Raw genomic sequence first — 15,205 nt, 5'->3', positions numbered from 1 at the left:
ACGGGCCGATGTGACGACACATCGGCCCGTTTTTTTTGTTTCAAATCCGCCGCAGCGGATTCATTTCGCTTTTCGCTTTACTTCTTGGCCGGCCCGATGGGGAGTACGACCTTTCCGAAGGTGGTGTTGATGATGCCCGCGGCGGAGGTATACCAGGCGGCTACGGCCGTGGCAACACCCACGTATCCGCCGATCATGTTGAATTTCGGGTCGCCGAAGTGGCCGATATCGAGCAGGATGAATGTCACCAGGAGCAGGGTGAAGGTGACCAGCAGCGCCTTGTTGGTCTTGATGCTGCCGATCCACATGTAGAACGTGAAGATGGTCCACGCCGTCAGGAACCAGGCCAGGATCATTCTGGCGCTTTCGACTTCTGCGGAAATCAGGCCCTTCGTGAAGAAGATCGGGATGAGTGCCAGGCTCACCCAGAAGCTGCCATAGGAGACGAAGGCGGTGGCGCCGAAGACGTTTCTTGTCTTATACTCCCACATGCCCGCCAGGATCTGGGCAAGGCCGCCGAATATCAGTGCCGAGGTGAGCCACACGTGGGCGGCGTTACCACCGATGATGCCGGCGTTGTGCATGCTCAACAGGAAGGTCGTCAGGGCGAAACAGTTCAGCCCCAGGGGACCCGGATCCGCGGGAGACAGGCTCTCGAAACCCGCAACTTCAACCTTGGTAATGTCTTGTGCCATTCTCAAAAGCTCCTTGAATAAAGGATTAATAAACTGGTATCTCAAACCGGGTATCGGTTTTCATACAAGCGGTGAAAAAATGTTTCGGATATTATAAGGGTGAAAGGTGCTGTGTCAAGATAAAAAATGAAAAAATTGACCGGCGGTCAATAAAACCGCCGGTAAGAGTAAAAAAACGTCTGTATGGCATAAAATTCCGGGCAAACGGCCCCCTGTTATCCCTTTTTTCCCTCCGCCTCCAGTACCTCCCGGGCCTCCGGCGCTACGGCGAATATCTGCTCAATGGTGCCGCAGGCAAAATCGGCGCAGGCGCCGCAGTGCACAACACCCCGCTTCACCGCGCACTTCCGGACGGCGCACACGGCACAGTGGGCGCACTTCTTCCCCTCAACCAGGCAGCCGTCGCACCAGACGTCTTCAACCTGCACGTTCACGCCGTACTCCTTCGACCAGAGTGCCGCCGTTTCCTGTGCACCGGCAAGATCGTCGGCCTGGGTTGCCTGGTAGGCGGGGCAATCGGTGCATATCAATCCACAGAATGCAATCATTCGATCCATACTCTCCTCCTTTTTTCAGCGAGCGCTCCGGGCCGCGGACAGCATGTGGTACCGACCGATCTGTTCCATGGTGACGATTCCCACAAGTGTATCCTGTCGCATCACCGGCATCATGGAGATGCGCTTTTCGCTCATCTCCTTGTAAAGCGTAACCAACTTCGTATTTTCCGTGGTGACGTCGAATTCCCTGTTCATCACATCGGCGATACGGTCGGCCTCCCTCCCCTCGGCGATTCCCTGTATGATATCCTCCCGGGTAAGCACGCCGATGAGGGAATCCCCGAAAAGCACCGGGAAATTCCCCTGAAGCGTATGCAGAAAGGCCTCCGATGCCGTCTTGATGGTGTCGTTCGGGGAAAACGAGACAAAATCCTTCAGCATCACCTCTTTTACCGGCGCGTCGGCCAGGGCCGTGCGCATGGCCCAGACACGCTCCTCGCCCTCGGCGCCGATGTATATAAACACGGCGATCAATGCCAGCCACCAGTTATAGAGTATCCCGGTCAAAAAGAGGACGATGGCCAGCATCTGCCCGATGAACACGGCGATGCGGGTGGCTTTCATGTGCTCCATGAACATACCCAGGATGCCCCGCAGAACCCGTCCCCCGTCCATAGGGAAGGCGGGTATGATATTGAAAGCCGCCAGAATCAGGTTGATCCAGAACAGGTTCAGCACCAGATTCCCGTCGAAAAACGACTCCCCGCTCCAGAATGTAATGGGAGTCTCCGTCGCCGCGAGCACGCCCAGCAAAATCCCCGACACGGCGATGCTGGCCAGGGGACCGGCAATGGAGATGAGAATCTCCTGCTTCGGATCGTCGGGTATCTCGTCCATCTGCGCCATGCCCCCGATGGGAAGGAGGATGATCGAGCGAACCCGGTGGCCGAAGTGAATCGCCACCAGGCTGTGGGAAAGCTCATGAATAATAACGCAGAAAAACACGAGTATCACAAACAGAACGCCGTAGATGCTCTGGTGAAGATCATCCCCCACCAGGGCCACGAACAGCAGCAGGATGAGAAACGTGATATGTACCTTGATCGGTATGGAGAAGATGGAACCGATCTTGAATGACCATTTCATGCCTGGTTTCTCCGGATTTTTCAAACTGTTCTTTCGTGTATACTACCCCAATCGAGGGAGAAAATCACCCCCTCATTCACACACCGCGGCTTATGTGCAAACACCTATCGGCATGGGATATCCACCGGTGTTCTCCATGGAAACATGAACGGTGATCCCGGGGCCGGTCGTCCTATAACTCCGGCAGCGAGTCGGAATAGCTCTGTATCTCCTCGAGGACCTTTCTCACCTGCTGTTCATCTTCGCCCACGGCCCGGATGACCAGGGTTTTGGCGCCGTATGTCGGATACGATCCGACCGACACGCCGGGAAAATCCTCGTTGAGCTTGGCTATCAGGTGGGCGATACGGGCCTCCACCTCGGACAGGACGATCTCGTCAATAAAGCGATTGTGGTTCGGCCGTATGTACCTGTTTTCTATCTGGTCGGTGAAGATGGTCTTGAGCTCCTGGGGCACCCCGGGAAGCACGAAGATGCGGGTATCCCCCACGGTATCGGTCACGCCGGGGCAGAAGCCGGCTTTGTTCTCCAGCACCGTCGAGCCTTCTATGACCGTCGCCATCTTTCTGACGGCGTCGTTTACCTCCATCTTCTGTTTGATAAATCCCTTCTCCATGAGAAACGTCGAGAGATATTCCATGTGACTCAGGGCCTCGTCGGATACCACACACCTTCTCTCCAGGGCGTCCCCCACGGCACTCATGGTCACATCGTCCGGCGTGGCGCCCAGGCCGCCGCAGATGAACAGGTAGTCCACGCGACCGACGCACTCCCGTATCAGTCCGGACAATGCGTTTCTGTCGTCGCCGATGATGATCACCCGCTCAAGGTCTTCGCCCAGGAAGAACAGGCGCTGGGCCATCCATCGGGTGTTCGTGTCCTGGATGTGTCCGGTGAGAATCTCGTTTCCGATGGTGATGATAATGGTCGACATATATTGCTCCGTGTCTGAATGTCTCTCTCGAAATACAATCTCCGCCTCACCCTTTGGAAATGAGCGGCGAGCACCGTTTTACTTCCGTGTAAAGATATCCCGGTCCGCTTTTCGTTTTTCTCCCCCGCGAAGGTCCGGGCGTTTGCTCACACCGCCGCCCTTGTCCCCGATCGAAAAGGGAGAAACGGTGGAATCGCACGTCCACCTTCGACGGTGTCGGCGCCGCGGCGCCGTCCGTGAGTCTATTTCCTGGCGATTATCTGGGCAATCGCCTTCACCTGTCGATTCTCGACGACGATTCCCTCCCGGTAGAACAGGATGTACATCCCACGGCATAGGCCGAGAAGCTCGTTTTCGTCGAGGTAATGATCGGGGTTGCTCTTGGATGTATATCCCCGATGGTGTTTCGTGAACGTCTCAAACACCAGGTAGCCGCCCTCCTTCAGCCCCGCGATCAGTTCATTCAGGAGCCCGCGATCGAGGTAGTAAAAGCACACGATCAGATCATAGCGGCGGGGTTTGACTATGTATTCGGTCAGGTCGGCCTGTATCAGGTTGACCCTCCCCCTGATGCCGCCGCCCGCTCCCTTCAGGAGCCGATCGGCCATGAGGAGGCCCTCTCGGGAGTTATCGACCGCATCCACGATGAATCCTCGGCGGGCGAGAAACGCCGCGTTTCTTCCCGGACCCGAGGCCACATCCAGCGCCCTGCCTTCCGGAAACAGGGCGATATGATCCCTCAACAATCTGGACGGACGACTCCACACCATTGGGTCCTCCAGGGCGAAACGCTTGTCCCAGCGGGTATGAAGACACGGTATGCCGTTTTTTTCCCCCAGAAATCCCTCCAATATGGAACATCGCACATGCGATATGGTACAATACCGCAGTTAGAGTATCATACTCGATATAAAATGAAAACGGCAAAAACGGGGGATGTGGCTATGATAGAGGCCGCAGCAAAGCTGATAGAGACATCCAGGCGCATAATCGCCTTTACCGGGGCGGGAATCAGCACCGAGGCGGGAATCCCCGATTTCAGGAGCCCCGACACCGGGCTGTGGGAAACCACCGGTAAGCTCACCCAGCTCATCGCGTTTACGTCACTCGGATTCCGCCTGTTTCCGGGGGCGTTCTACCGCCGGGGCCTTCCGCTGCTCACCACCCTCATGAGCGCCGAGCCCACCCGCGCCCACCGTTTTCTGGCGAAGTTGGAGGAGGAGGGAAAGCTCTCGGCGGTGATCACCCAGAATATCGATGGGCTGCACCAGACGGCGGGAAGTCGGACGGTCTTCGAGCTTCACGGCCATCTCAGGAGCGGCTCGTGCCTGGGCTGCGGCCGGGAGTACTCCCTCGACGACCTGGCCACACATCTTGACAAAAAGCGCTTCCCACCCCGCTGTGAGGAATGCAGGGGCGTCATCAAGCCAAAAGTGGTGCTCTTCGGCGATCGTCTCCCCATGGACGATATCAGTCTCGCCTTTTATCACGCGGCGAGGGCGGACCTGTGTATCGTGATGGGATCGTCACTGACGGTGATTCCCGCGGCACACATCCCTGCGGCGGCGATCGAGAGCGGCGCTCGTCTGATCATCATCAACCGCACCCCCACGCCCCTCGATGGGAGGGCGGACGTCGTCATCCGGGGGGGCCTTGAGGAGACAGCGGACGCCATCACCGACGCCCGAAGGGGTGCCTACTCGTAGAACGGATCGGGAGCAATTCTCACATAGGCGATGTCCTTCGCAAGGGGCACACCGTCTCTTTGAACCTCAAACGTGATGACCACCCTCCCGGTCACCCGCGCCCGGATTCCCACACCGCCCGGCGGCGACCAGCTTCCCCGGGGCGGAATCGGATCGATGTCCCCGCCCAGGTACGACAGGTCTATCTGATACGTCGGATGCATCCTGACCGAGAATTCCAGACCATCCAGCGTTTCGTCGGTCAGATTGACGACCGAGACGTACATCCTCGTCGGATCGTCCACGTTCAAAACGACGTTCGGATTGACCACTTCCACCCGGACCACGGGTGATTCGACTCCCTCTCCCTTCACCGCCATCGGCGCGCACGAGGCCACGATGAATAGGCCCACAAGCGCCGGGATAATACAATACTTTCTGAGAATCATACCGGCTTCCTCCTTTGTATCAGTATACCACCTGCGGGGCCGTTCATCGAGATATGGATTTTCCGCCGTTTATATATTCTTGACACCCGGCCCGACTCCCGTTAGACTTAAAAAGATACAGTCCCCTTAAAAGGAATATAGCTATTATGTACTTCGCCGGCGTGGACCTGGGCTCACTCACCGCCAAGGCGGTCATCATCACAAACGGGGAGATCGTCTGCCACCGGGTGATCCAGTCCGGATACAACAGCACGGAAAACGCGCACCGGGTCATGAACGCATGTCTCGAAGAGACGACGCTCACCCTCGACGACCTGGAATATATCATCTCCACCGGTTACGGCCGGGTCAATGTCCCCTTCGCCCACAAACAGGTCACGGAGATCACCTGCCACGCCAAGGGGGCGAATTATCTCTTCCCACAGGCTCGAACCGTCATAGATATCGGCGGACAGGATTCCAAGGCCATGTCCATCGACGGGACCGGCCGGGTGAAGGACTTCGTCATGAACGAAAAGTGCGCCGCCGGAACGGGGCGGTTCCTGGAGGTGATGGCCCACGCCCTGGAGGTGGATCTCGACAGCTTCGGCTCCCTCTCACTGACCTCGGAACACCCTGCGAAAATATCGAGCATGTGCACCGTCTTCGCCGAAAGCGAGGTCATCTCTCAGATCGCCCAGGGCCTCCCCAAACAGGACATCATCGCCGGCATCCACGACGCCATCACCAGCCGCGTCGCCTCCATGGCCCGCCGGGTGCCCATCGCCGACGACGTGGTCCTGACCGGCGGGGTTTCCAAGAACGTGGGCGTCGTCCGGGCGCTGTCGAAAAATCTCGGGTACGATATCCATATTTCTGAACTCTCCCAGATCGCCGGGGCCCTGGGGGCGGCGCTCCTCGCCCGGGAGGCCGGGGAAAAAGCCGCGGACTGACGGCAAATATTAAGGGGTGGGGAAAATAACCCGCCGCTCGTTTATACAGCATATATACAAATAAAATATTTTTAAGGAATACTTTCCATACGCTCAATCGTCATCCGGCGGTCTCTCACCTTTTTTAACCGAATCGATTATCGAGACCCTCTATGCTTTCTTATGTATGTCGGTGCGCATACAAAACAGTATGAGGAGGAGTGGGTCATGCGTAACGTTCGTTTTTTTGGGAGCATGTTCGCCTGTGCGATAATCCTTTTGGGCGCCGTGTTCTTCTGCCCAAAAACCTACGCCGGAGACGTCTTCCGCCTCTGGAGCGGGGATACAATGCTCCGGGGTGCAAACATTCATCTCCGCAGGGTTTACCCGGAGCTGGACGGCACAGAATATATGGGAGGCGGCCCCATCGGCCCGCCCTTTACCCAGGCGGATTTCGATCGTCTATCGGCCCTGGGGGCAAATTACGTCAACATCTCCCACCCGGGGATTTATACGGAAACGCCCCCCTACGAACCCGATCCCGCGATGGTGGAACACCTGGATGGACTCATTGAGATGGCAAAAAAGGCGGACCTCTTCGTGGTCGTCAGTTTTCGCACCGGCCCCGGCAGGAGCGAGTTCACATTCTACTACGGCGACGAGGGGTGGTTTCCCGCATCATATATCAACAACAGCGTCTGGGACGATCCCGAAGCACAGGAAGGATGGGCCGCAATGTGGCGTTACACCGCCGAGCGCTACCGGGACAATCCGGTTATTGCGGGCTTTGACCTGATGGTGGAGCCGAACATCAACGAGGTGTATGATATCTGGGAGCCGGAGGAATTCTACGCCCGGTTCAAGGGCACATCCGTGGACTGGAACCGGATGTATCCGCCCATCGTCTCGGCCATCCGGGAGGTCGATCCGACAGTCCCGATCCTGGTGGGGGGAATGTCCTACAGCGCCGTCGAATGGCTCCCCTGGCTTGTGCCGATGGACGATCCCCATATCGTCTACACCGTCCATCAATACGCCCCCTTTGAATATACCCACCAGGGAAAGCGAAAGAATATCCTCTATCCCGGCTCCCTGGATACGGACTGGGACGGGACGAAGGAGGACTTCAGCCGGGAGTGGATCGACACCCTCATGGACACCGTGCGGCGATACCAGAGCGATCATAATGTTGCGGTCGCGGTCAATGAGTTCGGCGTGGTCCGCTGGGTCCCCGGCGGGGCGGCGTTCCTGTCCGACCAGATGGATGTCTTCGAATCGATGGGGATGAACCACGCGATCTGGGCCTGGCACGCCGCGTGGGAGCCCTATGCCGACAACGACGACTTCAACTTCCTGTTCGGCCCGGACCCGTCCTGCCACATAGAAAACCCGGGAAACGAATTGATATCCGTCATAACATCATTCTGGGAGAAAAACAGTGTCCGTCCCTCCACCTTCCGCTGACGATACGCGGGACGCCCGCTGTACCTGGGCGATGGGGGAATACCTCGCCCCCTACCACGATACCGAGTGGGGGGCCTTTACCATGGATGATCGGGCGCATTTCGAGCACCTGAGCCTGGAGGGGTTTCAATCCGGCCTGAGCTGGACGACGATCCTGAAAAAGCGGGGTCATCTCAATAGAATCTTCGCCGACTTCGACCCGGCGGCCGTGGCGGAATTCGACGAAAATAGTGTTGAGAAGATTCTCCAGGATCCCGGCGGCATTCGAAACCGACGGAAGGTCAACTCCGTGCTGAACAACGCCCGGAGAGTGCTTGAGATTCAAGAGCGGGAGGGCTCCTTCGGCGGCTTCCTTTTCGAGGCATTCGGGGGGAAGGTCGTGGTCAACCGCTTCACGAAGGACTCGGAGATTCCCCCCCACACTGAAAAATCCACGCGGCTTGCGAAAATCCTCAAGAAGGAGGGCTTTTCCTTCGTCGGCCCCACCACCGTCTACGCCCACCTCCAGTCGATGGGATTCGTCAACGATCACCTGACAAGCTGTTTTCGCAGACAGATGATCATCGACGCTCTGACCGTCCCCTGGACCGAGACATGACACCACAACCATGCCCGAACGGTGACATCATCGACGATTGCATCGACGGTCAAAAAAGATACTTCATGGGAGGAAAAAAGGAGGATACACTTACTGAGCGGTTTCGGCGTCGTCCTTCGTGAGAGTATCGAGACCGAGGACGTCCCGGACGTTTCGGGTCGTCTCTGCATATACCTTCTCGACGTCCTCCCCCCGGAGCTCCGCCACGGCCTTCGCGGTGTGGACGACATACGCCGGCTCGTTCTGCTTGCCCCGGTGGGGCGCCGGGGTCAGAAAGGGGCTGTCGGTCTCCAGGAGGATGCGGTCGGCGGGGAGCTTCTTGACCACCCCATGCAGCGTCTTCGCCTTGGGAAACGTCACCGGGCCGGCGATCGAGATGTAAAACCCGAGGTCCATGCAGATCTTCGCGTATTTCCAGTCCCCGGAAAAACAGTGAATGATCCCCGGCACGTATGAATTTTTGTACGCGGTGAGATAGTCCAGCACCGCCTCGTGGGCGTCCCGGTCGTGGATGATCACCGGTAGGTTCAGCTCGCCGGAGAGGTGAAGAAAATCGGAAAATATCTTCATCTGCACGGCCTGGGGCGACAGGTTCCGGAAAAAATCAAGCCCGGTCTCGCCGATGCCCACCACCTTCTTATTCTGTGCGAGCTTTCGTATGCCGTCAAGGACGTGATCATCCACCTTCTTCGCATCGTGGGGATGGACCCCGATGATGGTGAAGATGTCATCGTTGGCTTCCGCAATGCGCACCGATTCCGTGGAGGAGTCAGGATCGATGCCGACGGTGACGATGGCCGAAAGCCCCGCGTTCCGGGCCCGTTCGATCACCCCGTCCCGCTCGCTCCCGGCCGCGTACATGTCCAGATGGGCGTGGGAGTCGATGAGCATATCAGGAGAGCCTCCCGCCGGGGGCCGTGTCCTTATCCACGGTCACAAGCGACATGCCGACATCGTCATCCTGGACCGCGAGCAACATCCCCTGGGACGTCACCCCCATGAGGGTCGCGGGCTTGAGATTGGCCACCACGATGATGCGTTTGCCCACGATTTCATCGGGGGAGTAAAACTCCGCAATCCCCGCCACAACGGTCCGGGGGGCGTCTTCACCCAGATCCACCGTCAGCTTCAGGAGCTTTTTCGATTTCTCGATTGGGACGGCGTCCTTCACCAGTCCCACCGCCAGCTCAACCTTCTTGAAGTCGTCGAATTCCAGCACTTCCACGGCCGCGTCCTTCTTCTGTTTCTTTTTTTGTTTCTGTTTCGGCTTTTCCGAATCCGCAGACAAGACCTTTTTCACGTCTATTCTGGGAAAGAGCGACTCTCCCACCACGACCTGGGCGCCCGGAGGGAGGCCGCCCCAACTGTCCAGCTCGTCCAGGCGTTTTTTCGAAAAATCCGCCCGCACCCCGATACGATCGAGGATATCCTCGGCGGCATTGGGCATGAAGGGGATGAGAAGCGTCCCCACGAACCGGAGCGTCTCCAGGATGTTATATATGACACGGGACAGCCGACTCTCCTGCGACGGATCCTTCTTCAGCTCCCAGGGCTGGTTTTCCACGATGTAACGGTTGGCGGCGCCGATGAGCTCCCAGATCGCTATCAGCGCCTTGTGAAACGCCAGAGACTCCATCCCCTTCTTGTATTCACTCAAGACCCGCATGGCGGTGGAGATGAGATCATCATCGGCCTCTCCTATCGGCCCCCCGGGATTTGGAACCTGACCGAGGTAGTAATTGACGGCCATGGTGAGGCTACGGCTGATGAGGTTGCCCAGGTCGTTTGCCAAATCCGCGTTGATGCGGGCGACCATCGCCTCCTCGGAAAACGAGGCGTCCAGGCCGAATACCATATCCCGGGTCAGGTAGTATCGAAAGGCGTCGAGGCCGTACTTGTCCTTGAGGGAGAGGGGGCGGACGATGTTGCCCAGGGACTTGCTCATCTTCGATTCTTCCACGTTCCAGTATCCGTGGACGTTGAGATGCTGATACGGCTCGATGTCCGCCGCCTTGAGCATCGTCGGCCAGTAGATGCCGTGGGGTTTGAGGATATCCTTCGCGATCAGGTGCTGGCAGGCCGGCCAGTATGTCTTGAATCCGTCGCCGTCCGGATAGCCGACGCCGGTGAGATAGTTTATCAAAGCATCGAACCAGACATAGCAGACGAAGTTTGTGTCGAAGGGAAGCTCGATCCCCCAATCGAGACGACTCTTGGGTCGGGAGATGCAGAGGTCCTCCAAGGGTTCTGAGAGAAACGAAAGCGCCTCGTTCCGGTAGCGCTCGGGGCGGATGAAGTCCGGATGTTTTTTGATGTGATCGATGAGCCAGTCCTGGTACGAGCCCATCTTGAAGAAATAGTTCTCCTCCTCGATGAATTCCGGCTCCACCTGATGATCGGGACACTTCCCGTCGACCAGCTCCCGCTCGGTGTAGAACCGCTCGCAGCCGGTGCAGTAGAGTCCGCCGTAGGAGGAGAAGTAGATATCCCCCTTGTCGTAGACCTTCTGCAAAATCCCCTGGACGACCTTCACGTGGTCTTTGTCTGTGGTCCTAATGAAACGGTCGTTTGTGATGGCGATCTCGGGCCACAGCGCCCGAAACTGCCCGCTGATTTCATCCGCGTATTCCTTGGGAGACACACCGCGGTCCTGGGCCGCCCGCATCACCTTGTCGCCGTGCTCGTCGGTGCCGGTCAGGAAAAAAGAGTCGTAACCGCCCAGGCGATGATATCTCGCCAGAACGTCTGCGATAATGGTCGTATACGCATGCCCGATATGGGGCGACGCATTCACGTAGTAGATCGGTGTTGTTATATAAAATTTGTTTGTATGCTCTGCAGTCACTGGGTGCTCCCTTGGGTGGTGGGGGTTCTGTTATACTTCTGGATCATTCTCTATCTGCCTGTTTTTCGCCTCGGTGTCGCACTTTTTGAGGGTCTCACCGCACAGATCCATCTCGGTGCCGTCCTCCAGAAGAACGGTCACCCGGCGCTCCAGGACGTTCTGTCGGATGACCTTGGCCTTGCCGTGCTCGGTCATGATCCGTTTTCCCAACTTCGGGATCTCCCTCTTCATTTCGAGATACGTCTCGTACTCATACTTGAGGCAGCACATGAGGCGTCCGCACACGCCCGATATCTTCGAGGGATTGAGCGAGATATTCTGATCCTTCGCCATCTTCACCGAGACCGGTTCGAAGGTGTTCAGAATCGTATTGCAGCACAGAACCCGTCCGCAGGAGCCGACGCCGCCCACCAACTTCGCCTTGTTTCTCACGCCGATCTGCCGCATCTCGATGCGTGTGCGGAACCGGGAGGCCAAATCCCTCACCAGCGCGCGAAAATCCACCCGCTGATCGGCGGTGAAATAGAAGATGATCTTGCTGCCGTCAAAGAGGTGCTCCACATCGACCAGGTGCATGTCAAGGGTGTGCTTGTCGATGCACTCGTTGCAGTATTCCCTGGCCTCGATCTCCCGGCTACTGTTCTCGGATTCTGTGGCCAGATCCTGTTCACTCGCGGGCCGAATCACCGGTTTGAGAGGACGCTCTGAATCTCCGTACTCGGTCTCCCGGGGAAGGGTCGCCACCGTCCCGATAGAGAGACCCCGCTCGGTCTCCAGTACGACCTTTTGAGAGGTGTCGAGTTCGAAATCCAGCGCGTCGAATTGATATATCTTGCCGCGTTCGCGAAAGCGCACGCCTACAATACGTTTCATCTGTTGTATTTCAGTTCCGTCAGAGTCATCAGCAAAAACGACAGGGTGATGCGCACATCTGCATTATTGACCAGCCGTGCGCGCTGTGCTTCCCGTATTTCATCGATGCACTGCATCAGGGATGCCGTCGTCGTTTCGCTCCATGCTCCTTTATGTTCATGCCAGAGGCCGCTGTCGGTCAACTCGCCCACAGCTTCGGTTTCGTGGTAGACAATCAGATCGCGATACCAGTTTAGCAGTATATCGAGAATATCAAAAAATTCAACTTTAAAGTTGGAGAGTTTTTCCACTAAAAGATCGATCTCCCCGGGATCGTCGTGCTCCATTCGGGCAAGCCCCTCGATCAGCTCACCCCTGACGGCGATCAACCCACCCTGCTTGAGCGACTGTGCCCGGGAGACGCTCCCTCGGGAAAGCGCCACCACCGGCGATTCGGGCGACTCACCCACGATCCCGGCGACGATATCCACGGGCAGCGGATTGAAGCGCACCCGCTGACATCGCGACGCAATGGTGGCGGGTAAAGCGAAAAATCGGCTCGTTATCAGAATGAAATGGGTGCCCGAGGGCGGCTCCTCCAGGGTCTTGAGAATGGCCGCCCGGCTTGATGTGGACATCATGTCCGCCGGATCGATGATGATCACCCGCACATTCCCAGAAAAAGGACGAAAAGCGATGATCTCCTCCACCTCCCGTATCATGTCGATGGGGATGTTTTTTTTCTCCTCGGGGATCTCGATGCTGATGACGTCCGGGAACATATCCCTGGCGACCCGGCGGCACGGTTCGCACTCGAAACAGGGGCGGGCACCCATGCCCCGACACACCAAGGCCTGGGCGAACCGCTTTGCCGCGGTCCGCTTTCCCACTCCCGGGGGACCGGAAAAAATCAGGGCGTGGGGAATGCGATCGGAAAAGAAGAGTCCGGAGAGAATCCCGGTAGGGCGATCCTGTCCCTCGATTCCATCCCACCTGATTGCCTGTTCACCGGCCGGTGTCATTTCCGTTTTCATCTCCTGAAATAAATCAACAAGACCCCACACGCATGCGCATGGGGTCTTTCCGTTTCGTCATCGGTACGATGTATCGATCATCACGCGCGGTCTTCGTTCCGCGGTTTTCCGGGCCCGACGATGGGACCGAGGTGCTCATCTCTATGCCGATTTATTTGGCGATAATCGTAAAATGGGCCCTGCGGTTTTTCGCCCATGCGGTCTCGTTGTGTCCCGGATCCAGGGGCATTTCCTCCCCGTAGCTGATGGTGCTCAGGCGGGTGGCGCTGATGCCGAGATTGATCAGAAAATCCCGGGCGCTCTTGGCCCGCCGATCGCCCAGGGCCAGGTTGTATTCTATCGTGCCGCGCTCATCGCAGTGACCCTCTATCTCCACGTTTACCGTGGGGTTTTCGGTCAACCACTGGGCGTTCTCCCGCAGGATTGTCTGGGCCTCCATGGTCAGTGAGGACTTATCGAATTCAAAATATATGTCCTGAAGGCCGTACAGCGTGCCGTCCAGGTATTTGCCTCCCGAGATGTCCTCACCCTCTATCACACCGGTGGGACCGACATCTTCCGTACCCATGCCGATCTCCTTAACGGTCCTGCTGCAACCCAGGCCCACCATGAGAATAACGGCAATAAAAACCATCGTGCCCACACGTATATATCGGGTCATCGGGATTCCTCCTTTGAAATATGTATATCGACGGTATGCGGTGTCTTTAACCTATAATACCATTTTCTACTATACACGAAAAACATCGAGTATCAAACACTTTTATCATTCGGTTACTTGAACTCCACCCGGGGGGACCAGGCCGGTGCGGTATCATTCCCCCCGGTTCCCGGTATCATCGTCTGGTCCGAGCCGTCGGCCCGCATCCAGTATATCCTGCTCACACCGCCCCGGGTCGAGGAAAAGGCGATGAGGTTTCCATCCGGCGACCAGGTCGGATCTTCATTGTCCCCCTTGTTTGTCAGGCGCATGGCGCCGCTGCCGTCGGTATTGATGACATATACCTGAAACAGCCCCCCGGAGATACCCACATATGCGATGGTGTCTCCCTTCGGCGACCAGGCCGGAGAAGTATTATACCCGCCGGAGTAGGTGAGGCGCCGAACGTTTCCGGTGGAAACATTCATGATGTATATCTGCGGTCCCCCTCCCCGGTTCGATGTGAAGGCGATCATGGAGCCGTCGGGAGACCAGGCGGGTGAGACATCGATGTCGCCGCTGGTGACCTTCTTCACGCCGCCCCCGCTTGCCGACATCACGTAGATATTCGCGTCGTATTCCATGGTGGAGGTGAAGGCGATCATGCTACCGGACGGGGAGTAGGACGGCGAGATATTGATCCCGTCGTACGAGGCGATGAGGGTATCGACAAACGAGGTGATATCCACGGTGAAGATGCGGGGATAGCGCTGCTTGAAGGAACAGTACACCAGCTTCGTGCCGTCCGGGGACCAGTCGGGGGAGAGATCGATGGCGTCGTTGTTGGTGCAGCGGATCTTGTTCCGGCCGTCGATGTCCATGATGTAGATTTCCTTCTCACCGTGCTGGTCGGTGGTAAACGAGATCATCGACTGAAAGATGCCCGGCTCGCCGGTGTATTCCAGCATCAGCTCATCGGCGAACTTGTGGATCATGCGGGAGAAATCTTCCTCGCCCCCCCGGTATCGCCGGCCGAAGATGAACGTGTCATTGACCACGTCGAAGAGCCGAAGCTCGACCACCAACGTATCGCCGACCTTCTCATACCCGCCTTTTATGACCGCCTCGGCCCCCAGGGACATCCAGACCCTGCTGTCGATTTTATCCACCCGATCATTCTTGTCCGGGTTCGGGGTATAGAGCGACGGATCGACCACATCGAAGATGCCCGCCATGAAAAGGTCGTCGAGAAGCACTTCCCGGCTTTCCTTGGCCAGGGTCGTGTCGTCTCCACGGCGGGCCATGTTGACAAATTCCGGCACCGCAATGGGAAACTGCGTAAAACCGGGGGCGTCGATATCGATATATACCTTTCCCACAGAGCTCTTCGCCGTCGGAAATACAAAAAATCCGATCGCCATCAGCAGTATCAAGAGAGATCTCGCCTGTTTCATA

The 15,205-nt window shown here is 57.3% G+C and carries 16 protein-coding genes; 4 read left to right on the top strand and 12 right to left on the bottom strand.

What is annotated here, in order from left to right; genetic code table 11:
- Nucleotides 1-77: 77 nt before the first annotated feature.
- The 5 genes from JW885_14945 to JW885_14925 form a co-directional block, all read right to left on the bottom strand.
- Nucleotides 78-695 (bottom strand): acetate uptake transporter, encoded by a 618-nt coding sequence (locus JW885_14945; protein MBN1883462.1) that lies wholly within the window; start codon nucleotides 693-695, stop codon nucleotides 78-80.
- 215 nt (nucleotides 696-910) lie between these two features.
- Entirely contained in the window at nucleotides 911-1,252 is a 342-nt protein-coding gene (locus JW885_14940; protein ID MBN1883461.1) for a DUF3795 domain-containing protein, read from the bottom strand.
- 15 nt (nucleotides 1,253-1,267) lie between these two features.
- The gene (locus tag JW885_14935; GenBank protein ID MBN1883460.1) at nucleotides 1,268-2,338 is read right to left on the bottom strand and encodes a site-2 protease family protein; all 1,071 of its coding nucleotides are present in this window, start codon (nucleotides 2,336-2,338) and stop codon (nucleotides 1,268-1,270) included.
- 172 nt (nucleotides 2,339-2,510) lie between these two features.
- Nucleotides 2,511-3,272, bottom strand: coding sequence for a competence/damage-inducible protein A (locus JW885_14930; GenBank protein ID MBN1883459.1), 762 nt, complete (start codon nucleotides 3,270-3,272; stop codon nucleotides 2,511-2,513).
- Nucleotides 3,273-3,514: 242 nt separating this feature from the next.
- Nucleotides 3,515-4,138: a class I SAM-dependent methyltransferase gene (locus tag JW885_14925; GenBank protein ID MBN1883458.1), complete on the bottom strand. Its 624-nt coding sequence runs from the start codon at nucleotides 4,136-4,138 to the stop codon at nucleotides 3,515-3,517.
- Nucleotides 4,139-4,186: 48 nt separating this feature from the next.
- Here JW885_14925 and JW885_14920 point away from each other — a divergent pair, with 48 nt between their 5' ends.
- Nucleotides 4,187-4,978 carry a Sir2 family NAD-dependent protein deacetylase gene (locus tag JW885_14920; GenBank protein ID MBN1883457.1) on the top strand — a complete coding sequence of 264 codons (792 nt, stop codon included), beginning with the start codon at nucleotides 4,187-4,189 and terminating at the stop codon, nucleotides 4,976-4,978.
- Here the strand turns inward: JW885_14920 and JW885_14915 are convergent.
- Nucleotides 4,969-5,406 (bottom strand): hypothetical protein, encoded by a 438-nt coding sequence (locus JW885_14915; protein ID MBN1883456.1) that lies wholly within the window; start codon nucleotides 5,404-5,406, stop codon nucleotides 4,969-4,971. The genes JW885_14920 and JW885_14915 overlap by 10 nt on opposite strands.
- Nucleotides 5,407-5,543: 137 nt before the next feature.
- Between JW885_14915 and JW885_14910 the strand changes: the two genes are divergently transcribed.
- From JW885_14910 to JW885_14900, 3 genes are all read left to right on the top strand, one after another.
- On the top strand, nucleotides 5,544-6,338 hold the full coding sequence (locus JW885_14910; GenBank protein MBN1883455.1) for a 2-hydroxyglutaryl-CoA dehydratase: 795 nt from the start codon (nucleotides 5,544-5,546) through the stop codon (nucleotides 6,336-6,338).
- A gap of 207 nt (nucleotides 6,339-6,545) precedes the next feature.
- Nucleotides 6,546-7,781 (top strand): cellulase family glycosylhydrolase, encoded by a 1,236-nt coding sequence (locus tag JW885_14905; GenBank protein MBN1883454.1) that lies wholly within the window; start codon nucleotides 6,546-6,548, stop codon nucleotides 7,779-7,781.
- A gap of 31 nt (nucleotides 7,782-7,812) precedes the next feature.
- Nucleotides 7,813-8,379 (top strand): DNA-3-methyladenine glycosylase I, encoded by a 567-nt coding sequence (locus JW885_14900; protein MBN1883453.1) that lies wholly within the window; start codon nucleotides 7,813-7,815, stop codon nucleotides 8,377-8,379.
- Nucleotides 8,380-8,469: 90 nt separating this feature from the next.
- Here the strand turns inward: JW885_14900 and JW885_14895 are convergent, their stop codons facing one another.
- From JW885_14895 to tolB, 6 genes are all read right to left on the bottom strand, one after another.
- Nucleotides 8,470-9,270, bottom strand: a complete 801-nt coding sequence (locus JW885_14895) for a TatD family hydrolase (protein MBN1883452.1) — start codon at nucleotides 9,268-9,270, stop codon at nucleotides 8,470-8,472.
- 1 nt (nucleotide 9,271) lies between these two features.
- Nucleotides 9,272-11,224 carry a methionine--tRNA ligase gene (gene metG, locus JW885_14890; protein MBN1883451.1) on the bottom strand — a complete coding sequence of 651 codons (1,953 nt, stop codon included), beginning with the start codon at nucleotides 11,222-11,224 and terminating at the stop codon, nucleotides 9,272-9,274.
- 30 nt (nucleotides 11,225-11,254) lie between these two features.
- Nucleotides 11,255-12,097, bottom strand: coding sequence for a stage 0 sporulation family protein (locus JW885_14885; GenBank protein MBN1883450.1), 843 nt, complete (start codon nucleotides 12,095-12,097; stop codon nucleotides 11,255-11,257).
- Nucleotides 12,094-13,098, bottom strand: a complete 1,005-nt coding sequence (locus JW885_14880) for an AAA family ATPase (GenBank protein MBN1883449.1) — start codon at nucleotides 13,096-13,098, stop codon at nucleotides 12,094-12,096. The genes JW885_14885 and JW885_14880 overlap by 4 nt, the downstream gene beginning before the upstream one ends.
- Before the next feature lie 163 nt (nucleotides 13,099-13,261).
- On the bottom strand, nucleotides 13,262-13,771 hold the full coding sequence (pal, locus tag JW885_14875; GenBank protein MBN1883448.1) for a peptidoglycan-associated lipoprotein Pal: 510 nt from the start codon (nucleotides 13,769-13,771) through the stop codon (nucleotides 13,262-13,264).
- A gap of 113 nt (nucleotides 13,772-13,884) precedes the next feature.
- The gene (gene tolB, locus JW885_14870) at nucleotides 13,885-15,204 is read right to left on the bottom strand and encodes a Tol-Pal system beta propeller repeat protein TolB (GenBank protein MBN1883447.1); all 1,320 of its coding nucleotides are present in this window, start codon (nucleotides 15,202-15,204) and stop codon (nucleotides 13,885-13,887) included.
- Nucleotide 15,205: the final 1 nt, after the last annotated feature.

The sequence above is a fragment of the Candidatus Zymogenaceae bacterium genome, from assembly GCA_016931225.1.
In the GTDB taxonomy this organism is placed as follows: domain Bacteria; phylum Desulfobacterota; class Zymogenia; order Zymogenales; family Zymogenaceae; genus JAFGFE01.
Note: the sequence above shows the minus strand (reverse complement) of the source record. Positions and strands in the feature narration are given on the sequence as shown.